General features: G+C 74.4%; 16 protein-coding genes and 1 pseudogene. 5 read left to right on the forward strand and 12 right to left on the reverse strand.

Features of this window, described 5'->3' with window-relative positions; genetic code table 11:
• Window positions 1-181: 181 nt before the first annotated feature.
• The 9 genes from ACW62_RS03180 to ACW62_RS03220 are packed head-to-tail and all read right to left on the reverse strand — an operon-like array spanning window position 182 to window position 9,034.
• Window positions 182-1,132: a Gfo/Idh/MocA family protein gene (locus tag ACW62_RS03180; protein WP_053202648.1), complete on the reverse strand. Its 951-nt coding sequence runs from the start codon at window positions 1,130-1,132 to the stop codon at window positions 182-184.
• Complete coding sequence (locus tag ACW62_RS03185) at window positions 1,129-1,914, reverse strand: amidohydrolase family protein (protein ID WP_053202649.1); 786 nt, start codon at window positions 1,912-1,914, stop codon at window positions 1,129-1,131. Before ACW62_RS03185 ends, ACW62_RS03180 begins: the two co-directional genes overlap by 4 nt.
• The gene (locus ACW62_RS03190) at window positions 1,911-2,645 is read right to left on the reverse strand and encodes a cysteine hydrolase family protein (protein ID WP_053202650.1); all 735 of its coding nucleotides are present in this window, start codon (window positions 2,643-2,645) and stop codon (window positions 1,911-1,913) included. The genes ACW62_RS03185 and ACW62_RS03190 overlap by 4 nt, the downstream gene beginning before the upstream one ends.
• Window positions 2,642-3,532 (reverse strand): NAD(P)-dependent oxidoreductase, encoded by an 891-nt coding sequence (locus ACW62_RS03195; protein WP_053202651.1) that lies wholly within the window; start codon window positions 3,530-3,532, stop codon window positions 2,642-2,644. Before ACW62_RS03195 ends, ACW62_RS03190 begins: the two co-directional genes overlap by 4 nt.
• Entirely contained in the window at window positions 3,529-4,569 is a 1,041-nt protein-coding gene (locus ACW62_RS03200; protein ID WP_053202652.1) for an oligopeptide/dipeptide ABC transporter ATP-binding protein, read from the reverse strand. The genes ACW62_RS03195 and ACW62_RS03200 overlap by 4 nt, the downstream gene beginning before the upstream one ends.
• Window positions 4,566-5,582: an ABC transporter ATP-binding protein gene (locus ACW62_RS03205; protein WP_053202653.1), complete on the reverse strand. Its 1,017-nt coding sequence runs from the start codon at window positions 5,580-5,582 to the stop codon at window positions 4,566-4,568. Before ACW62_RS03205 ends, ACW62_RS03200 begins: the two co-directional genes overlap by 4 nt.
• On the reverse strand, window positions 5,579-6,436 hold the full coding sequence (locus ACW62_RS03210) for an ABC transporter permease (protein ID WP_053202654.1): 858 nt from the start codon (window positions 6,434-6,436) through the stop codon (window positions 5,579-5,581). Before ACW62_RS03210 ends, ACW62_RS03205 begins: the two co-directional genes overlap by 4 nt.
• Window positions 6,433-7,377, reverse strand: coding sequence for an ABC transporter permease (locus ACW62_RS03215; RefSeq protein ID WP_053202655.1), 945 nt, complete (start codon window positions 7,375-7,377; stop codon window positions 6,433-6,435). Before ACW62_RS03215 ends, ACW62_RS03210 begins: the two co-directional genes overlap by 4 nt.
• 31 nt (window positions 7,378-7,408) lie before the next feature.
• Window positions 7,409-9,034 (reverse strand): ABC transporter substrate-binding protein, encoded by a 1,626-nt coding sequence (locus ACW62_RS03220; protein ID WP_053202656.1) that lies wholly within the window; start codon window positions 9,032-9,034, stop codon window positions 7,409-7,411.
• A 114-nt stretch (window positions 9,035-9,148) separates the two neighbouring features.
• On the opposite strand from ACW62_RS03220, the gene ACW62_RS03225 reads away from it, so the two are divergent.
• Window positions 9,149-10,093 carry a dihydrodipicolinate synthase family protein gene (locus ACW62_RS03225; protein WP_053202657.1) on the forward strand — a complete coding sequence of 315 codons (945 nt, stop codon included), beginning with the start codon at window positions 9,149-9,151 and terminating at the stop codon, window positions 10,091-10,093.
• Window positions 10,090-11,334: pseudogene (locus tag ACW62_RS36440) on the forward strand (DHA2 family efflux MFS transporter permease subunit); the annotation flags it as partial. The gene ACW62_RS03225 and the pseudogene ACW62_RS36440, both read left to right, overlap by 4 nt.
• A gap of 138 nt (window positions 11,335-11,472) precedes the next feature.
• Here ACW62_RS36440 and ACW62_RS36445 read toward each other — a convergent pair.
• Window positions 11,473-12,285 (reverse strand): AAC(3) family N-acetyltransferase, encoded by an 813-nt coding sequence (locus tag ACW62_RS36445; RefSeq protein ID WP_083459270.1) that lies wholly within the window; start codon window positions 12,283-12,285, stop codon window positions 11,473-11,475.
• 38 nt (window positions 12,286-12,323) lie between these two features.
• Between ACW62_RS36445 and ACW62_RS03235 the strand changes: the two genes are divergently transcribed.
• The 3 genes from ACW62_RS03235 to ACW62_RS03245 are packed head-to-tail and all read left to right on the forward strand — an operon-like array spanning window position 12,324 to window position 16,650.
• Window positions 12,324-13,898, forward strand: a complete 1,575-nt coding sequence (locus ACW62_RS03235; RefSeq protein WP_053202658.1) for a carboxypeptidase-like regulatory domain-containing protein — start codon at window positions 12,324-12,326, stop codon at window positions 13,896-13,898.
• Window positions 13,895-15,550 (forward strand): hypothetical protein, encoded by a 1,656-nt coding sequence (locus ACW62_RS03240; RefSeq protein WP_053202659.1) that lies wholly within the window; start codon window positions 13,895-13,897, stop codon window positions 15,548-15,550. The genes ACW62_RS03235 and ACW62_RS03240 overlap by 4 nt, the downstream gene beginning before the upstream one ends.
• Window positions 15,547-16,650, forward strand: a complete 1,104-nt coding sequence (locus tag ACW62_RS03245) for a mandelate racemase/muconate lactonizing enzyme family protein (RefSeq protein WP_053202660.1) — start codon at window positions 15,547-15,549, stop codon at window positions 16,648-16,650. Before ACW62_RS03240 ends, ACW62_RS03245 begins: the two co-directional genes overlap by 4 nt.
• A gap of 5 nt (window positions 16,651-16,655) precedes the next feature.
• On the opposite strand, the gene ACW62_RS03250 is transcribed toward ACW62_RS03245, so the two are convergent.
• Both ACW62_RS03250 and ACW62_RS03255 read right to left on the reverse strand, forming a co-directional pair.
• Window positions 16,656-17,963, reverse strand: coding sequence for a hypothetical protein (locus ACW62_RS03250; protein ID WP_053202661.1), 1,308 nt, complete (start codon window positions 17,961-17,963; stop codon window positions 16,656-16,658).
• Window positions 17,964-18,296: 333 nt separating this feature from the next.
• Window positions 18,297-19,646, reverse strand: a complete 1,350-nt coding sequence (locus ACW62_RS03255; protein WP_083459142.1) for an aspartate aminotransferase family protein — start codon at window positions 19,644-19,646, stop codon at window positions 18,297-18,299.
• Window positions 19,647-19,759 lie beyond the last annotated feature (113 nt).

The following is a 19,759-nucleotide window of genomic DNA, read 5'->3' on the forward strand; positions in this document are numbered from 1 at the left end:
GCTTCGTCACCTGATCATCTCCACCAGGTGGACTCGAAACGATCAGGTGACGTAGCGGCACCGAAAGCGGCGCTTTGGTCACCTGATCGCCGGGCGTCCGGATGCTGAAGATGATCAGGTGACAAAGCGGCACGCTGCCCGCCCCCTCCGCACGTCGAGGGGGCGGGCAGCGTGGTCGGGATCAGGCGGGCAGTGAGCCGGCCTCGAGGAGGGACTGGACCCGGGCGGCCGCGATCACGTCGGACGCCTGGACCAGCGGCGCCGGACCACCGGCGGCCGCGGCGAGGAAGGCGCGGTCCTGGGCGGCGACGGCGGCGAACTGCTCGGTCGCGACGGAGCCGCCGTCGTAGACGACGGTGCCGTTCTCCCGCAGCACGGCACCGTCGACCTGGAACGTGTGGTCCGGCGCGATCACCAGCACGTCACTCACCGGCACGCGCGAGTGGTACGAGATCGCGACCGACGCCAGCCGGCCGTCCGAGGTGACCAGAGCGGCGGCGACGTCCATGGGCGACCCGCTGCCCGGCCACGGCGGCCCGGCGGTCCCTGCGACGGTGACCGGCTCGGCCGGGCGCAGGTGCCACAGCGCCGCGTCGATGATGTGCCCGCCGTGGTGCCACAGCGCGCTGTCGGTCCAGTCGCGCAGCTTCCCGGTCCAGCCGACGTCGCTCTGCCGGAGCATCAGCTGCCGCACGACGACCAGCGACGGCAGCGTGCCGGTCTCCTCCAGCCGCCCGGCGATCCGCCGGTGCGGCTCCCAGTAGCGCAGCGTGTACCCGACGGCGGCCACCCGCCCGGCCGCCTCGGCCGCCGACGCCACCGCGGCCGACGAGTCCAGCGACAGGCCGGTGGGGATCTCGCAAAGCACGTGCCGGCCGGACTCCAGCACCGCCACGGACTGCGCGGCGTGCAGGTGGCTGGGGGTCGCGACGATCACGGCCTCGACGTCGTCGTCGGCGAGCAGCTCGTCCAGCGAGAGGTACGTCCGCGGCACACCGTGCGCCGTCGCGAACGCGGCCAGCTCGTCCGGCTTGGGCCCGGCGACGGCGACCGGCGTGACGCCGATGGTGGCCAGCGCCTGGGCGTGCACGTCGCCGATGGCGCCCGGCCCCAGGATCGCGACCCCGGTCACGAGTGTGCTCCTTCCGTGACGGACGCTGGCAGCCCGAACACCCGGGCGGCGGTGCGGCCGAGGACGTCGGCCGCCTGCGCGGCGGACAGCCCCCAGTGCGACAGCGCCAGCGACACGGCCGCCGTGTACTCCCCCGGCGCCAGCCCGGCCCGGTTCCAGTCGCCGCTCCACATCGTCCGCTCCGACCCGAACGCCTCGAGGCACCGGTCCAGGTACGGCCGCGCATCCGGGTAGGGGTACGGGGAGCCCGCGTTGGCGAAGAACCCCGACCACATGACGCTGACGTTCGGCAGCGCGGCCAGCGCCAGCAGCCGGTCGAACGACTCGACGTCCGGCGAGCCGGGCTGGTAGCGGAACCAGCCCAGGTGCTCCAGCCGGACGTGCAGCCGCGGCCGCGCCGCCACCACCTCCGCGAACCGGTCCGCGACGACGTCCGCGAACGGCCCCGTCACACTGGCCACCGCACCCGCCGCGGCGAGCACGTCGAACACCTCGGCGCCGCTGCCGTCCGGCAGCCCGCCCGGCCCGACCCGCAGCCCGGCGAACCCCGCGGCCAGCGCCGCGTCCGCGTCGGACGCCCGGTCGACGACCGCGACGCCGGCGAACCGCGCGGGGTCGGACCGCACGGCGTCGAGCAGGTAGCGGTTGTCGCTGTTGCCGAGGTGCTGGACGAGCACGGCGGCGCCGATCCCCGACTCGGCCATGGCCGCCCGGTACGCCGAGATCGGCGCGTACTTCGGCGGCCCCGAGTGGACGTGCGCGTCGACGACGGCCGGGCTCATCCGGCGTCCACCGTGGCGCAGGCCGCCCGGAAGTCGTCGGCCGTCGACGTGTAGCCGACGTTGCACTCGATGTGCCGGATCGCGACGAAGTTCGCCCAGCCACCCTCGCGCGTCTCCGGCCACTCGAACGTCGACACGCAGTCGCGCAGCACGACGACCCGGTAGTTGCGGTAGAGGGCGTCGACGACCGTGGTGCCCAGGCAGACCCGGCTGTCGAACCCGACGACGACCAGGTTGCGCACGCCGCGGTTGCGCAGCGCGCTGTCCAGCTCGGTCTCGTGGAATCCGCTGTAGTACTGCTTCCGGATCAGCACGTCGTCGTCGTCCGGCGCGATCACCTTCGAGTGCTCCAGGATCGGCGTCGGCGGCTGCCAGTCGGTCAGCACGTCGACGCCGGTGACCCGCAGCGACATGTTGCGCCACTCGTTGCCCTCGTCGATGCCGGGCGACAGGTAGTTGGTGAGGTAGACGGTGGGCAGCCCGATCGCGCGGGCGGCGTCCTTCACCGGCCGGATCCGGTTGCGGACCATGTCGCGGGTCTCCGGGTCGACCGTGTAGATGCCGTCCAGGCCGTCCGCCGGCTCGTCGTCGAACCCGGCGCCGTACACGTCGACGATGAGCAGCGCGGTGTCGTCCAGGCCGAGTTCCAGCTCCTCCTCCGCGTGGCCGAGCGGTTCGGCGATGGTCGGCTTGAGCCGGTAGTAGCGGCCGGGCAGGCGCAGGGCGGTCATGGTCGGTCGTCCTCCTCGACGGTGGAGTGGTGCCGGACGGCGTGCCGGTAGAGCGCCTGGGTGCCCAGGTCGCCGTCGCCGGCGTCGGACAGCCAGCGGTAGCGCTCCTGGGCGGACCGGCCGGCGGCGAGGTCGAGCCCGTGCTCGTCGCCCGCGGCCAGTGCCAGCGTGAGGTCCTTGATCATGTGGTCGACCTTGAAGCCCGGCGCGAGGTCGCCGCCGGCGAGCCGCGGCCACATGAAGGCCAGCAGCGGGCTGGCGCCGAAGCCGCGGCCGACCACCTCCGCGACGATGGCCGGGTCCAGGCCGAGCGCGCCGGACAGCGCCCACGCGTCGGCGATGCCACCGGCGATGCCGCCGATCAGCAGCTGGTTGACCAGCTTGAGGCTCTGCCCGGCGCCCGGCCCGCCGACCAGCACCGCGGTGCCGAGTTCGGCGAGGACGGGCCGGGCCAGCGCGAACGCCTCGGACGTGCCGCCGGCCATGATGGTCAGCGTGCCGGCGGCGGCGCCGGGCGGGCCGCCGGAGACCGGAGCGTCCAGGGCGGCCACGCCGCGCGCCTCGGCCGCGGCAGCCAGCCGGCGGGCCAGCTCCGGCGGGCCGGTCGACATGTCGGCGACGACGGCCGGCGGCGTGGCCGCGGCCAGCAGCCCGTCCGGCCCGAGCACGGCCGCCTCGACCGTCGGCGGGTCCGGCAGGAACGTGATGGCGACGTCCGCGCCGTCACCGGCGGCCGCGGCAGAGTCCGCCCAGGCGGCCCCGGCGGCGAGGGCCGGCCCGGCGCTCTCCTTCCGCCGCGTGTGGACGGTGACGTCGTGGCCGGCCTCGGCCAGCCGCACCGCCACGGGCAGCCCCATCAGACCGGTCCCCACGACAGCGACCTTCATCGGACCTCCTCCGTGACGACCGACGGAACCGGCGCCGGCGACTCGTCGCCGGCGAAGTGGCAGGCGACGGCCGACCCGCCGGCGGTGGCGCGCAGGGCGGGCCGCTCGGTCAGGCACCGGTCCGGCCGGCCCAGTTGCACGTGCAGCGGACAGGTCGCCGCGTAGTGGCACCCCGCGGCCGTCGCCGGCCCACCGGCCGCCGGCGCCGCGGCCGGCGCGTCGGCCGTGCTGACCTCGGCGCTGTCCCGCCCGCCCAGGCCGGGCACGGCCGCGATCAGCCGCCGCGAGTACGGGTGCAGCGGGTGCTCCAGCAGCCGCTCCCGGGGCGCGACCTCGACCAGCCGGCCCTGGTAGAGCACCGCGATGCGCTCGCACAGGAAGTACACCGCGCGCAGGTCGTGGCTGATGAACAGCAGCGACAGCCCCAGCTCGCGGCGCAGCCGGGAGAACAGGTTGAGCACCTGGGCCTGCACGGACACGTCCAGCGCGGAGACCGGCTCGTCGGCGACGATCAGCCGCGGGCCGAGGCTCAGCGCGCGGGCGACGCCGATGCGCTGGCGCTGCCCGCCGCTGAACTGGTGCGGGTAGCGGTCCAGCATCGACGCGCGCAGGCCGACGCGCTCCATCAGCTCGCCGAGGGCGGCGTCGCGGCCGTCCGGCGCCGGCAGCCGGTGGATCTCGTACGGGTCGGCCAGGATGTCGCGGATCTTCCGCCGCGGGTTGAACGCGTGCTGGGTGTTCTGGAAGATCATCTGGACGGTGCGACGGTAGGCCAGCAGCTCCCGGCCACGCAGCCCGCCGACGTCACGGCCGTCGACCTGCACGGTGCCGCCGGTCGGGGTGAGCAGCTTGGCCACCACCCGGCCCAGCGTGGTCTTGCCGGACCCGCTCTCGCCGACCAGCGCCAACGACTCGCCGGCGCCGATGGTCAGCGAGACGTCGTCGACGGCGAGGTGGCCGCGGCGACCCGGGAGCAGCGCGCGGCGGGCGCCGAACTCGTGCGACACCCGGTCGATGGACAGCAGCGGCTCGGTCATCGGCGCACCTCCTCCAACGGACTGTCATCCAACGGAAAGTGACAAGCAGCACTCAACGCCAGCCCGTCGGCGCTGCCCGGCCAGGTCGACGTGCACTCGTCCGGCTCGCCCAGCTCGGTGAAGTGCCGGCAGCGGGCCTGGAACCGGCAGCCGCCGGGCCAGGCGGCCGGGTCCGGCGGCATGCCGGAGACGGTCTCCAGCTGCTCCGGCGGGACGCCGCCCAGCGGCGGCACGCTGCCCAGCAGGGCCGCGGTGTACGGGTGCCGCGGTGCCGCGAGCACCTCGTCGGCGTCGCCCTGCTCGACGACCTGACCGGCGTACATGACGACCACCCGGTCGCAGATCTCCCGGACCGTGCTGATGTCGTGCGTGACGAACACGATCGCGGTGCCCAGCTCGTCCCGCAACTGCACCAGCAGCTTCAGGATCTCCGCCTGGATCGACACGTCCAGCGCGGTGGTCGGCTCGTCCGCCAGCAGCAGCTGCGGCTCGTTCTGCAGCCCCAGCGCGATCGCCGAGCGCTGCTGCATGCCGCCGCTGAGCTCGTGCGGGTACGCCGCCAGCGCCTGCTCCGGGCGGGCCAGCCGGGCCCGCCGCAGTGCGTCCAGCGCCCGGCCGCGGCGCTGCTGCGCGTTCAGCTCCGGGTGGTGGGTGCGCAGGCTGAGCCGCAGTTGCTTGCCCACCCGCGCGACGGGGTTCAGCGCGGCGCCGGCGTCGGACGGGATCAGCGCCACCTGGCGCCCGCGCAGCGACCGCAGCACCGACTGGTCGGCGCCGCGCAGGTCGCGACCGGCGAACGTGATGGCGCCGTTGACCACCCGGCCGCCGGCCGGCAGCAGGCCGAGCAGCGCGAGCAGGGTCAGGCTCTTGCCGCAGCCGGACTCCCCCACGATGCCGACGATCTCCCGCTCGCCGACCTCGAACCCGACGCCGTCGACCGGCCGGGACGTCGCCGCCCCGTGGCCGAACTCGACCGCGAGGTCACGCACGCTGAGCAACGGCTGGCCGGTCATGTGCTCGCTCCCTGCGGGTCGAGCCGGTCGCGCAGCACGTCGGCCATGATGTTGATGCCGAGGACGACCAGCAGGATCGGGACGCCGGCGATGACGCCGATCCACGGATGGCTGAGCACGAACCCGCGCGACTGCGCGAGCAGCGAGCCCCAGGACGCGTCCGGCGGCTGCACGCCCAGTCCGAGGAAGCCGAGCCCGGCCTCGTCGAGCACGGCGAACCCGAGCAGCACCGTCGTCTGGACGATGAGCAGCGGCAGCAGCGCCGGCAGGATCTCCTTGCGGATGATCCGCCACCGCCCGGCGCCGATCACCCGGGCCGCGTCGGTGTAGGCGAGGTCGCGGACGCCGACGACGGCGCTGCGCACCAGCCGGGCGTAGAACGGCCAGAACGCCAGCCCGAGCGCCAGCAGCGTCGTGCTGAACGACGGCCCGAACAGGCCGACGATGCCGATGGCGACCAGCAGCGTCGGGATGGCGAAGAACAGGTCGACGACCCGCATGACCGCGAGGTCGACCCAGCCACCGAGGTACCCGGTGAGCAGGCCCAGCGGGATCGCGATGGCCGACGCGAGCGCGACGGCGCCGAGCGCGATCAGCATGGTCATCCGGCCGCCGACGGCCATCCGGGTGAACAGGTCCCGGCCGAGGTCGTCGGTGCCGAGCCAGTGCTGCGCCGACGGGCCGGCGAAGCGCGCGTCCAGGTCGGTGGCGTTCGGGTCGTACCCGGAGATCAGCGGCCCGACCAGCATGAACAGCGCCAGGAATCCCAGCAGCCCGCCACCGACGATGACCTTCCAGCCCCGCTTCACCCGGGGGCCGTCGGTGGTCGCGGCCACCACCGCCACGGCGCTCATGTGAGCCTCACTCTCGGGTCCATCAGGCCCTGCAGGACCTCGGCGATGACGTTGACCACGATGAAGATCACGCCGTAGATCAGCATCAGCGCCTGGATCATCGGGTAGTCGCGCTCACTGACGCCGGCCGCGACCAGCCGGCCCATGCCGGGCCAGTTGAACAGCTCCTCGACGATGATCGAGCCGGCCAGCAGGAACCCGACGGTCAGCGCGACCGCGACGATCAGCGACGGAATCGAGATGCGCAGCACGACCGTGCGCGCCACCGTCCGCTCCGGCAGGCCCTGCGCCCGGGCGTACGCGACGCTCGGCTCGCCGCCGGTCTCGACGACGGCGGTGCGGGTCAGCCGGGCCAGGTATGGCGCGATCGCCAGCCCCAGCGTCAGCGCCGGCAGCACCAGCAGCCGCAGGTTCTGCGCCGGATCGACGTCGAACGGCACGTAGCCCTGGCTGGGCAGCCAGCCCAACTGCAGCGCGAGCAGCAGCATGAGCAGCGTGCCCAGCCAGAAGCCGGGCGTGGCCAGCCCCACCAGCGTGGCGCCGGTGATGACGTTGTCGGCCCGGCTGCCGCGCCGGAACCCGGCGTACAGGCCGGCCGGGATCGCGATCAGCAGGCCGACCAGCAGCCCGCCCAGCGCCAGTTCCAGCGTCGCCGGGATGCGGTCGACGAGGATGTCCGACACCGGCATCCGGGACCGGTACGAGAGCCCGAAGTCGCCGGTCAGCACGTTGCCGAGCCAGCTCAGGTACTGCTGGTACCAGGGCTCGTCCAGGCCGAGCTGGTCGCGCAGCCGCGCGACCAGCTCCGGATCACTGTTGACCCCCAGCATCGCGGTCACCGGGTCACCCGGGATGACCCGGACGTAGGCGAAGGCCAGGATGCTCAGCCCGAACAGCAGCGGGACCGCGAGCAAGAGCCGACGCGCGATGTACTGGACCACTGCACCTCCCCCTAGCTGGTCAGCGCCGACATCACTCGGTGAGCGTGGCGTCGACCAGCGTGTACGAGTCGGCGTCGACACCGGGCTTGTAGTTCTGCACCCGCTGCGTCATGCCGACCTGTGGCCACTGGTATCCCACCACGAGCATCGGCAGCTCGTCGGCCTGCCACTGCTCCAGCTCCTTGATGATCTCGATGGAGGTGGCCTCGTCGACCTGTTGCGCCTCGGTCACCTCGGCGTCGATCTCCGGGTCGTTCAGGTGCGTGGTGAGCGCGGTGAGCGAGCCGCCGGAGGCGAACCAGTTCGTGTAGAGGTCCATCGAGTCGGCCGCGCCGGCGCCGCCGTGGTACATCGTGAACAGGCCGTTGCCGACGTCGCCCCAGTAGGCGGCCGGGTCGTACTTGCGCGGCGTCACCTCGATACCGACCTCCTGCAGGTTCTGCTGCAGGATCTGCACGTGGCACTCGGCCGCGGGCCAGTTGCCCTCGTACGGGACCTCGAACGCCAGCGGGGTGCCGTCGTCGACGCCGTCGACGCCGTCCGCCACCCGGGTGCCGCCGCCGTCGGGCTCGACCCAGCCGGCCTCGTCCAGCAGGCTCGCGGCCTCGTCGAGGGCGTCCTCGCGGCTGTCCGCCTTGTACGTGTCGATCTCCTCGTACGCCGCGTCCCAGGGCCGCAGGATGTTGCCGTAGGTGAGGCCGCCGGTGCCGAACCAGCAGGCCTCCTGCTTGCCCTCGCGGTCGACGGCCCAGGCGACGGCCTGGCGCACCTGCTTGTCGTCGAACGGCGCCTTGGTCCGGTCCCAGCCCCAGAACAGCGGGGACAGCTGGTCGGACTGGATGACCTGGATGGTGCCCTCGGCCTTCAGCCGCTCGGCGTCGGAGTAGGCGACGCTGGCGACGTCGGCCGAGCCGGACTCCAGCGCGGCCGCGTTGGCCGTCGGGTCGTTGTTGAACGACACCTGGATGGTCGCGATGCCCGGCGGGCGGAAGTAGTGCTCGTTGGCCGTGAACGTCATCTGGCTCTTGGGCGTGTACTCCGACAGCGTCCAGGGACCGGAGGTGACGGTCGGCATGGTGAAGTAGTCCGGGTCGGCGGTGACCGCCGCCTCGGACAGGATCGCCGCGTTGGCCGGCCGCCCGACCAGCGCCGGGAAGGTGCTCATCGGCCCGGCGAGGGTGAACCTCACGGTCGTGTCGTCGACGGCCTCGACCGAGGTCAGCGTGCCCAGCTGGCCGGACAGCGCCTCGCCCTCCTTCGCCCGCTCGAACGAGAACACCACGTCGGCCGCGGTGATCGGCGAGCCGTCGCTGAACGCGATCCCGTCGCGCAGGGTGAACGTGTAGACCGTGCCGTCGTCGGAAATCTCCCACGACTCGGCGAGGGCGCCGACGATCTCGCCGTCGCCGTCTCGTTCGGTGAGGGTCTCGTAGATCATCGCCATGGGGACGCGGGAGGCGTCGGCGAACGCGGTGGCCGGGTCGAAGCCCTGAGAGGGCTCCACGCCGAGCATGCGCAGCGGGCCGGCGGACTGGCCGCTCGAGCCGTCGCCGCCGTCGCCCGCCGTCGGATCATCGCTCGACCCGCCGCCACAGCCGGCGAGCACGACCGCGGCCACCAGGCCAGCGGCCAGAACTCGGAACTGACGCTTCGACATCACGCGCTCCTTCAAGTGGTCGATCCGCCGGAGGGGATGGACGGGAATCTAGGTTCACGTCAAAGTGTAGTCAAGTCTCTTGACATAGGTCCTATGTAAGGATTGGGTTACGACATGAGCGACGGCATCTCCCTGTCCGGGGTCTTCCCCGCGAGCTTGACGATGTTCGACGAGGCCGGCCGGCTGGACCTGCCGGCCACCCGCAGCCACCTGGAATCGCTGGTCGGCCAGGGTGCGCACGGTCTGGTGGTGGCCGGGACCAGCGGCGAGTTCGTCGCGATGTCCCCCGACGAGAAGGTCCGGCTGGTGGCGACGGCGGTCGCGGCGGCCGACGGCCGGGTGCCGGTCGTGGCCGGCACCGGGACCGCGTCGACCGCCGAGTCCATCGAGCTGACCCGCGCGGCCGCCGCCGAGGGCGCCGCCGCCGCGCTGGTGATCCTCCCCTACTACATGCGTCCGCACCGCGAGGAGGTGCTGGCGCACGTCCGGGCCGTCGGCGCGGCCAGCCCGGTGCCGGTGCTGCTCTACAACAACCCGGCCAACAGCGGCACCACCGAGTTGGACGCCGTCGACGTCGGCATGCTCTACCGCGAGGGCGTCATCCACGGCGTGAAGAGCACCTTCCCCACCGTCCACCAGGTGCCCGAGGTGATCGACGAGACCGGGCCGGACTTCGCGCTGTTCTACGGCGGGTTCATGGCGCCGCTGTCCGGGCTGGCCGAGGGCGCGCACGGCTGGATCAGCGGCGTGCTCAACGTCGCGCTGCCCGAGGCGCTGGCACTGTACGCCGCCGTCCGCGACGCCGACCTGGAGTCCGCCCGGCGCTGGGCCGCGGCGATCCGTCAGTACCGCTACCTCTACACGCGGCACCCGCTCGGCGCGGCCGGCGACCTCGCCCTGTACCGGGCCATGCTGGAGATCCGCGGCGAGCACGGCGGGCACTGCCGCCCGCCGCTGCTGCCGCTGACGCCGGAGCAGCGCACCGAGCTGGCCCGGATCATGACGGAGAACCCGGCCCTGCGCGGCGAGGCCACGGCCGGCGCGGCCGCCCCGCGATGACCAGGTCAAGACCGCCCACCGCCGCCCACCTCGTGGGCACCGCGATCATCGGCGCCGTCATGCTCAATCTCGACCTCGCCGCCATCAGCGTCGTGCTGCCGACGTTCCAGGCCGAGTTCGGCACGACCGTCGCCACCGCGGCCTGGACGATGACCGCCTACACGCTCGCGCTGGCCACCGTCATCCCGTTCACCGGCTGGGCCACCGACCGGTTCGGCGCCCGGCGGCTGTACCTGGTCGCGCTGGCGCTGTTCGGGTCCGGCGCCCTGCTGTGCGGCCTGGCCTGGGACGTCGGGGCGCTGATCGGCGCGCGGACGCTGCAGGGGCTCGGCGGCGGGCTGCTGGTGCCGCTGGCCATGACGATCACCACCCGCGCCGCCGGGCCGGGCCGGGTCGGCCGCGCCACCGCCGTCCTGTTCGCGACGGCGGCCACCGGGGCGATCGCCGGGCCGATCCTGGCCGGCTGGCTGCTCGGCATCGCCTCCTGGCCCTGGGTGTTCCTCGTCGAGCTGCCGGTCGTCGCCGTCGCGTTCGTGGCGGCGTACCGGCTGCTGCCGAGGGACCGCCCGCAGCGCCCGGCGGGGTTCGACTTCACCGGGCTGGCGCTGCTCTCCCCCGGCCTGGCGGCGCTGCTGTTCGCCGTGTCGTCCGCGCCGGGGCAGGGCTCGCTCGCCACGGCCGCGGTGCTGGCGCCGGCCGCGGCCGGGGTGCTGCTCGTCGTGGCGTTCGTCGTGCACGCGCTGCGCACCGACCATCCGCTGATCGACCTGCGGATGTTCCGCAACCGGGAGCTGACCGTCGCCGCCGTGACGCTGGCGATGTTCTTCGTGGCGTTCACCGGCACGGGGCTGCTGCTGCCCGGGTACTTCGTCCAGGTCCGCGGCGAGAGCGCGCTGGCCGCCGGGCTGCTGATGGCGCCGCAGAGCGTCGCGGGCATCGTCACCATGATCGTGTGCGGCCGGTACGCCGACCGCGTCGGCCCGCGGCGGCTGGTGATCGGCGGCATGACGCTCGTCGCGCTGGGCATGACCACCCTCGCCCAGGTCCGGGCCGACACCTCGTACGCGCTGCTGGCGGGGTCGCTGACCGTCGTCGGGCTGGGGCTCGGGATGACGACGCTGCCCCTGACGGCCGCGGCGCTGGCCAGTCTCCGCCACGCCGAGGTGGCCCGCGGCTCCACGCTGATCACCATCGTCCAGCAGACCGGCGCGGCCGTCGCGACCGCCGTCATGTCGGTGCTGCTGACCAGCCGGCTGCTGGACGTGTCCGCCGCCGACCGCCCGGGGATGGCCCGCGCGTTCGCCTCGACCTACACGGTGGCGGTCGCCCTGGTGGTGCTGTCGATCGTCCCGGCGCTGTTCCTGCCCCGCACCCGCAGGTCAGTGCTCGGCGCGCCGGGCGGCGCAGCGCCGGCAGTCCGGCCGGCCGCAGACGGCGGCGAGCGGGTCGCGCCGGAACACGTCCGCCGCGGCCGCCAGCGTCTGGGCCGCCGGGTACGCCCGCCACCGGCTGGCGCCGGCGCCGCCGGTCCGCTCCAGGTGGGCGAGTGCCGGCGCCAGCCGCTCGAACCCGCGCGAGCAGCCGCCGTGCCGGGTCGGCGCCACACCCGGTGCGCCGGCCACCCGGGCCCAGCGGGTCAGCGGCGCGTGCCCGGCGTCCTCCTCGGCGGCGTGCAGCAACGTCAGCGCGTCCAGCCCGACCCCGGCCAGCAGCACCGCGCCGTCACGGGCGGCCAGCTCGCGCAGCGGCGCGAACACGTCCGCGGCGCTCTGCCCGGCCACCAGCACGTCCGCCAGCGGCCCAACCGCGGCGAACGACGACAGCGCGTTGGCGCCGCGGGCGCGGCCGGGCCGGGCCAGTACCGCCCGCACGATCGCCCCCATCTCCCGGCCGACGGAGTCCGTCGCCGGGTCGTACGTCTCTGCCGGGAGGACGGCCGGGATCGAGCCGTCATCCTCGGCGTTGCTCGGCAGCGCGACGTGCCCGGCCGGCGGCGGCCCCGCGAACGCCGGGCTCTGCGCGGGCACCAGCAGCGTCCCGCCGCCGGCCAGCAACCCGTCGATCACGGCATCCGCTCCCCCGCGCACCCGGCCGAACGACGACAGCGACGAGTGCAGGCAGACCGGTCGCCCGGCCAGCCCGAGCCGCTCCGCCGCGGCCCGCACATCCGCCGTCGACACCTCTAGGATCATCCCGTCACCCCGAACCTAGGTCTTATGCTGGAGGCCTCATGCTAGTGGGCTATGTCAGCGACGAGAACGACGTCGCCATCGCGGACGTTGCCGTCGAGCTGATCGGCGCCGACGACGTCCCGGTCAGCTGCCGGTCCAGTGCGAGCGGCCGGATCGACGCCGCCGTCGCGCCCGGCCGGTACGACGTCGTGCTGGCCCGCGACGGCTACGGGCCGAAGCGGACCGGCGCCGACGTGGGTGCCGAGCCGGTCCGGTTCCGGCTGCTCGGCGACCACACCTACGGGTTCGTCTGGCCGAAGGAGGCGACGTCGGGCAGCACGGCCGAGATCCGGGTGTCCTGCCCGCGGCCGTACCGGCTGTCGCTCTGGCGCTACGGCGACGGCCGCGAGCACGTCGCGCCGCTGGGCGTCGGCGAGCACGAGCCGGGCGCCACGGCCATCCCGCTGCCCGACGGCGACGTCGCCGGGTCCGGCGTGGACTGGTCGCCGGGCGAGTTCCCCGGCCAGCGGGTGGTCGCGCCGGAGCGGAGCGGCCTGTACTTCGTGCACGTCGACGACGACGGCGGCGGCTTCCACGGGCTGCCGTGGATCGTGTCGCCGTCCGCCCCGGCGGCGCCCGTCGCGGTGCTGGCCAGCGACCTGACCTGGACGTCATACAACTCGTTCGGCGGGCGCAGCAACTACCTCAACCCGGCCGGGCTGCCGCCGGCGCCCGCGGTGTCGCGGCGCCAGGACCTCGCGTTCTACGCGACCCCGGAGCGCGGCGAGTGGGAGGACGAGCACTACCCGCCGCTGTCGCTGCGCCGCCCGGACCCGGACGCGTCCATACCGCTCGCCGAGGACGTGGACGGGCCGACGACCACCCGGTCCGGCCCGCACCTGGCCGCCGCCGACTGGCGGCTGCTGGCCTGGCTGGAGCGGCAGGGCTACGGCTACGACCTGTACGCGGAGTCGCGGCTGGACCGCGGCGAGGTGCCGCTGGACGCGTACCGGGTGCTGGTGCTCGGCTGCCACCCGGAGTACTGGACGTACGGCATGTTCCAGCGGGTGCGCGACTGGGTGCACGCGGGCGGGCGGCTGCTGCATCTCGGCGGCAACGGGCTCAACTGCGAGGTCGAGTTGCTCGACGACGACCGCATGCTGGTGCACAACGGCGACACCCGGAAGCTCGGCCCCGGCGACGGGCCGGACTGGAGCCGATTCACCCACCGGCGCGAGCCCGAGGCCGCGCTGCTCGGCGTCGGCTACGACCAGCGCGGCCTGCTGACGGCGGCGCCGTACGAGGTCGTGTCGCCGGACCACTGGGCGTTCGCCGGGACCGGCCTCGCCGCGGGCGAGCGGTTCGGCGAGCGCTCGCTGAACGGGCGGATCCTCGGCGGAGCGTCCGGCCACGAGACGGACAAGCTCTCGCCGCACTCCCCGCCCGGCACGACGCTGCTGGCCCGTGGCGTCAACGCGGACGGCGGCGGCGCGCACCTGGTGCACGTGCCGGCGCTCGGCCGCGGCGAGGTGGTGTCGACCGGCTCCATCGCGTACGTCATGTCGCTGCTGGCCGACGACGTCGTCTCGGCGCTGACGCGGAACGTGCTGGACCGCTTCCTGGCGGACCGATGAGCTTCCGCGACCGGGTGATCGACGGCCTGCGGGCCGACGCGCGGGCGTGGGCGGGCCGGCCGGTGGACGCCGAGTGGATCGCGCCGGTGGCCGACGACCCGGTGTACGAGAACCTCTACGACCGGTTCTGGGCGATCATGTCCGACGCCGCCGTGCTCGAGCAGCTCGCGCTGACGGCGCACCTGGACGGCTCGGAGTGGGTGACGGACGCGGCCGCGGCCCGGCTGGTGGGCACGGCCCGGCGGTGGCGGCGGGAGGCGGAGCTGGCGCCGGACTACGGGACCGCCTACGCGACGACGCGCATCGTCAAGGCGCTGGCCACCGGGTACGACCTGCTGCGCGACGCGCTGCCGGGACCGGCCGCCGACGAGGTGACCGGTGTGCTGGCGGACTGCCTGCGGCCGCTGGCGGCGGACTGGTTCGGCCGGCCGCCGATCCGCGGCCCGGTCGGCACCGGCGCCGACCGGCACTCGCCGCACCACTCCAGCGTCGAGTGGTCCGCGTTCGGGATCGGCGCGCTGGCCCTGCTGGACCGCCTCCCCGAGGCGGCCGGCTGGGTGGCCGGCGCCGAGCGGCAGTTCCGCGACCACCTGCTGCCCGGCGCGCTGGCGGCGGACGGCAGCGCGCCCGAGGGCATGGAGTTCTGGGCGTCGACGGTGCTCAGCCAGGTGCAGTTCCTCGACCGGCTGCGGGACGTGACCGGGCGCGACCTGCTGACGGAGCACGCCCGCACGCTGGACCCCACGCCCGGGCTGGCGATCTACCTGCCGTCGCGGCCGGCGACGGCGGACGGACACCCGCACTACGGGCCGAGCACCGGGCTGTGCGCGGTGCTGTCGGCGCTGGCCCGGGAGCGCGCGGACCCGCGGCTGGCCGCCGTCGCCGCCCGGGAGGCCGCGCCGGGACGGCTGGAGGTCTGGCCGGCCCGGACGCCGCGCCGCGGCGAGCAGCTGCGGATGGCCTGGAGCGGATACGCGGCGCTCTGGCACCCCGGTGACACCGGCGACGCGCCCGAGCCGGCCGCGCTGAGCTGGCACTCCCCCGCGCTCGGCGAGGTGCACGTGCGCACCGGCTGGGGCCCGGACGCCGTCGCCGTCACCGTCCGTCGCGGCAAGGTCACCGTCTGGGCCGGTGGCGAGTGCGCGTTCGCCGACCTCACGCCGGAGACCGTCGTCGACGTCGAGGAGTCGCGGCGCACCGGCTCCGGCGTCTACCGCACCGAGCCGGGCGGCCTGGAGCCCGCGGCGCTGCGGGTGGCCGAGGTCGGCGACGCGGCGGTCGTCACCGGCACGGACGCGGCCGGCCGGCCCCTGCTGCGGCTCACGCTGGACCGGCGCCGCCGCACGGTCACCGTCGTCCGGCTGGACGGCGCGCCGCGGCGCTGGTGGTGGGGCACGCCCGCCACGCCCGCCGTCACCGTCGGAACCGTCACCGGCGTGACACCCGGCGGGTACCGCCCGGACCTGCGGGCCGGCTACGGCCTGCAGGACGTGGTCGAGACCGACCCGCGCGCGTACCCCGTCGCGGCCGTGCTGGCGGACGCGGGCCGGATCGAGGTGGCGCTGCGACTGGGCAAGAACCGGCCTGGCGCATCCGCCCGGGACCGGCAGGATCGGACCGACGACGCCCGGCGACAGGAGGACTCCGCATGAAGATCACCTCGGTGACGGCCATCCCGATCCGCGCGCGGCGGATCACCCCGATGGTGGCGACGCAGGGCGCCATCGACGTGTCGGAGTTCGGCGTCGTGCGCGTCGAGACCGACGAGGGGTTGACCGGCTGGGGCGAGATCGCGATGTCGTGGGGCCGCGTCGGCCGCGGCCTGTGCCAGGACGTCGAGCTGATCCTCGGTCCGGCGGTCACCGGCCTGGACCCGTGCGACCTGCCGCGATGCGCCGCCGCGATGCAGGCGCGGCTGCCGCTGCCGATGGACGGCGGGCACGCGGCCCGGGCCGCCGTGGAGATGGCGCTGCTGGACGTGGCCGGCAAGGCGTTCGAGCTGCCTGCGTACCAGCTGCTCGGCGGGCGCGCCCGCGACGCCGTCCCGGTGGCCTGGCCGATCCCGTGGGGCTCCGTCGAGGCCACCGTCGCCGCCGCCGAGGAGGCGGTCGCGGCCGGCTTCCCCACCGTCAAGCTCAAGATCGGCCGGCCCGGCCGGACCGACGACACCGTGGTCGCGGCCGTGCGGGCCGCCGTCGGCGACGAGATCGCGATCAAGGTCGACGCGAACATGGCCTACCGCAGCGCCACCCAGGCGCTGGCCGCGCTGCGCCCGCTGGAGCGGCACGGGCTGCAGCTGATCGAGCAGCCGCTGCCGCCGCGCGACCTCGACGAGCTGGCCCGGCTGCGGGACCGGCTGGAGACGCCGCTGCTGCTGGACGAGTCCTGCTGGGAGCTGCGCGACATCGGCGAGATCGTCCGCCGCGGCGCCGCCGACGTGCTCAACGTGTACGTGACGGAGATGGGCGGGCCGCTGCAGGCGGTGAAGGCGTTCGCCGCGGCCGAGGCGGCCGGGCTGACCGGCCTGCTGGGCAGCCAGTGCGAGCTGGGCCTCGCGACCGCCGCCTGCGCACACGTCGGGGTCGCCGTCGCGAACCTGGCCTACGAGTCCGACGTGGTCGGGCCGCTGCGCTACGTCCGCGACATCGTCGCCGAGCCGCCGGTCATCGCCGCCGGCCTGCTGGTGCCGCCGGACCGCCCGGGCCTCGGGGTCGAGGTCGACCCCGAGGCCGTCGAGGCGATGCGCTGTTGACGCGGTCAGTCCTTGTAGCGGACGAACAGCAGCGGGTGGAACGCCGCGTCGCCGCTGGTCTGGCCGGCCATCAGCATGCCGACGGTCGGCCGCCGGCTGCTGAACCCGGGCGGGACCCGGCTGCCCTGGCGGGCGCTGAGCAGGTTCGGCCACAACGCGGCGGTGACACCCGGGATGGTGTGCCGCTCGATCGACCAGTCGACGCCGTCGGTGCTGGTGGCGACGACCAGCGCGGCGCCCTCGCTGGAGAACACGCTGATCTTCCCGTCCGGTGCGACGAGGATCTGCGAGTGGTTGTCCATCGGCCCGACGGCGACCGGGTCGCCGTCCCACCCGCGCTGGTAGTAGAGCGTGCCGACGCCGCCGTCGCGCCGGTAGAACACGGTGTGGACCGCACCGTCCGGCCCGACGGTGAGGTCGGACGCGTCGACCCAGTTGCCGTCGCCGTCCGGCGCCGGGTTCGAGGTCAGCACCTCCTGGTGCGCGAACGTGCGGCCGCCGTCGTCGGACGAGAACAGCAGCGCCGCGTCCAGGTAGGCGGAGTTCGGCGTGCCGAGCACGTACTGGCTGAAGCTCAGCGACACCTCGCCCGGCTCCGTGCCCGGCTGCACCCGCGGGTACAGCCAGGCGCGGCCGGCCGGCGGGCGGCCGACCTCGCTGGTGTGCACGTCCTCGCCGGTGACCGTGTCGAACACGTTGATCCACAGGTCCCAGCCGTCGACGGCGTACGCCGAGTACAGGTACCGGCCGGTCGGGTCGACGGCCATGCCCTGGTAGTACCGCTCGCTGCCGGCGGCGCGGACGGTGTGGTCGGTGAAGTCGGCGAAGTCGACCGAGCCGTCGGGGTTGCGGTCGGTGAACTCCACCCGCACCGGGTAGACGGCGGCCTGCTCGCCGCCGGGCGCCGGCTCGACGCCCGGGTAGCACTCGGCGCCGGTGTAGCAGGCCACCTGCAGGTGCAGGTCGCCCTCGCCGTCGACGAGCAGGCCGACCGGCTGGTAGACGTGCCCCGGCAGCCGCAGGACGGGCGTCCAGCTGGTGCCGTTGCGGGACCGCCACACCTGCGCGGACCACGGGTACTGCGCGCCGTCGCCGTCCAGCGTCGCGGCGTAGTAGAAGTGGCCGTCGTAGACGACCTTCGGGATCTGCGCGCCCCACGTGGGCACGACGTTCGTCACCGCCAGGTCGTCGGAGACCACCGACGCCCGGACGACGGCGGGCGGATCCGGGTCGGCGGCCGCGGATCCACCCGCCCCGGCGAGGACGGCGGCCACCGTCGCGGCGGCGAACAAGCGGGAACGGTGCTTGGGCATGGCGGCTCCCTGGTGTCGTTGGTGCCCCCGACGCTAGGGACCCGCCGCCGTCCCGGCAGGACGCCTGCTTGCCCTCCCGACCCCCGAACTTGCCCGGTCGGCCCACCCCGGCGGCCGGTGGGTCGCCGGCGGGTGGTTGCGATCGGGCGCGTTGACACCAGCGCCAACAGTTGGCATCGGTGTCAACACGCCCGGCAAGAGATGGCGCGGTCAGCGGCCGATGCCGCCGAACACCCCGCCACGCGTCACCCCCGGACGGTTGCGAACGGGCGCGTTGACACCAGCGCCAACAGTTGGCATCGGTGTCAACACGCCCGGCAAGAGATGGCGCGGTCAGCGCCGGAGGTCGTCGAACTCCCCGTCACGGAGGACGTCGGCGACGACCTCCACCGTGTGGTCGATGTCCGCTTCGGTGTGGGCCGCCGAGAGGAACCACAGGCCGCGCGGCACGATGTTGATGCCGCGACGCAGCAGCCCGGCGTGCAGCCGGGCCATGCCGGCGCGGTCGGTGGCGGCGAAGTCGCGGTAGTCGCGCACGGCGTCGGCGCTGGTCAGGTAGGTCTGGAAGACCGGTCCGGGTCCGTCGACCAGCATCGGCACGCCGGCCGCCGCCGCCACGTCGCGCAGCCCCGCCATCAGCCGTCCGCCCAGCGTGCGCAGCCGCGGGTACAGCTCGTCGCCGTCGCGCTGGAGCCGGCCGAGCGTCGCGACGGTCGCGGCCATGCCGATCGGGTTGCTGTTGAAGGTACCGGCGTGGCCGACGGTGCCCGCCGTGATCTGGTCCATCACCTCGGCGCGGCCGGCGATGGCGGCGACCGGCAGCCCGCCGGCGATCGCCTTGCCGTACACCGCGAGGTCCGGCACGACGCCGAACCACTCCTGCGCGCCGCCGCGGGCCAGCCGGAACCCGGTGATGACCTCGTCGAACACCAGCAGCGCCCCGGCCGCCGACGTCTGCTCACGCACCGCTTCCAGGAAGCCCGGCGCCGGCGAGATGCAGCCGGTGTTGCACAGCAGCGGCTCCATGACGACGGCGGCGATCTCGTCGCGGTGTGCCGCGAGCAGCGCGGTGAACGCGTCGAGGTCGTTCCAGGGCGCGACGACGAGGTCGGCGCCCGCGCTGGCCTGCTGGCCGCCACTCGCCGGCACCGGCACCGGCGCCTGCCGGGGGCCGGCCGCGTCGACCGGCGGGTGCAGGCTCCACAGCGCGGCGTCCAGCCAGCCGTGGTAGTGCCCCTCGAACTTGAGGATCTTCTGCCGGCCGGTGAGGCCGCGGGCCAGCCGCCACGCGCCGATGACCGCCTCGGAGCCGACGGTGTTGAATCGCACCAGGTCAGCGCCCGGCACCATCGCCTGCACCAGCTCGGCCGCCTCGATCTCCAGCGCGTGCTGGCCGGCGTACGCCTGGCCGCGGGCCACCTGCCGGGTGACGGCCTCGACCACCTCGGGCGCGCTGTGGCCCAGGATCATCGGGCCCTGGCCGAGCACGTAGTCGATGTAGTCGTTGCCGTCGACGTCGGTCAGGTGCGCGCCGGCGGCGTGGTCGACGTACACCGGCTCGGGCAGGCCACGCCGGGCGTCGCTGGACACGCCGGCAGGCAGCACGCGGCTCGCGCGGGCGGCCAGCTCGGCGCCGCGCCGCAGCGGCGTGCGGGTACCTGCGGCGACGGTCGGGTTCGTCATCGATCCTCCTCGATCTGCGGTGGTCTGACCGTAGAGTCCCTCGTCACAGGCGTGTCAACCGTGCCGTACCGTCACAGCGGAACAGGACAACTACGGGCCCTCGACGACACGAA

This window comes from Jiangella muralis, from assembly GCF_001270745.1.
Lineage (GTDB): Bacteria > Actinomycetota > Actinomycetes > Jiangellales > Jiangellaceae > Jiangella > Jiangella muralis.

Excerpts from the sequence above, each read along its gene's own strand:
- ACW62_RS03185 (WP_053202649.1), bottom strand. The coding sequence starts at position 1,914 with ATGAGCCCGGCCGTCGTCGACGCGCACGTCCACTCGGGGCCGCCGAAG.
- ACW62_RS03190 (WP_053202650.1), bottom strand. The coding sequence starts at position 2,645 with ATGACCGCCCTGCGCCTGCCCGGCCGCTACTACCGGCTCAAGCCGACC.
- ACW62_RS03195 (WP_053202651.1), bottom strand. The coding sequence starts at position 3,532 with ATGAAGGTCGCTGTCGTGGGGACCGGTCTGATGGGGCTGCCCGTGGCG.
- ACW62_RS03200 (WP_053202652.1), bottom strand. The coding sequence starts at position 4,569 with ATGACCGAGCCGCTGCTGTCCATCGACCGGGTGTCGCACGAGTTCGGC.
- ACW62_RS03205 (WP_053202653.1), bottom strand. The coding sequence starts at position 5,582 with ATGACCGGCCAGCCGTTGCTCAGCGTGCGTGACCTCGCGGTCGAGTTC.
- ACW62_RS03210 (WP_053202654.1), bottom strand. The coding sequence starts at position 6,436 with ATGAGCGCCGTGGCGGTGGTGGCCGCGACCACCGACGGCCCCCGGGTG.
- ACW62_RS03220 (WP_053202656.1), bottom strand. The coding sequence starts at position 9,034 with ATGTCGAAGCGTCAGTTCCGAGTTCTGGCCGCTGGCCTGGTGGCCGCG.
- ACW62_RS03225 (WP_053202657.1), top strand. The coding sequence starts at position 9,149 with ATGAGCGACGGCATCTCCCTGTCCGGGGTCTTCCCCGCGAGCTTGACG.
- ACW62_RS36445 (WP_083459270.1), bottom strand. The coding sequence starts at position 12,285 with ATGATCCTAGAGGTGTCGACGGCGGATGTGCGGGCCGCGGCGGAGCGG.
- ACW62_RS03235 (WP_053202658.1), top strand. The coding sequence starts at position 12,324 with ATGCTAGTGGGCTATGTCAGCGACGAGAACGACGTCGCCATCGCGGAC.
- ACW62_RS03240 (WP_053202659.1), top strand. The coding sequence starts at position 13,895 with ATGAGCTTCCGCGACCGGGTGATCGACGGCCTGCGGGCCGACGCGCGG.
- ACW62_RS03245 (WP_053202660.1), top strand. The coding sequence starts at position 15,547 with ATGAAGATCACCTCGGTGACGGCCATCCCGATCCGCGCGCGGCGGATC.
- ACW62_RS03250 (WP_053202661.1), bottom strand. The coding sequence starts at position 17,963 with ATGCCCAAGCACCGTTCCCGCTTGTTCGCCGCCGCGACGGTGGCCGCC.
- ACW62_RS03255 (WP_083459142.1), bottom strand. The coding sequence starts at position 19,646 with ATGACGAACCCGACCGTCGCCGCAGGTACCCGCACGCCGCTGCGGCGC.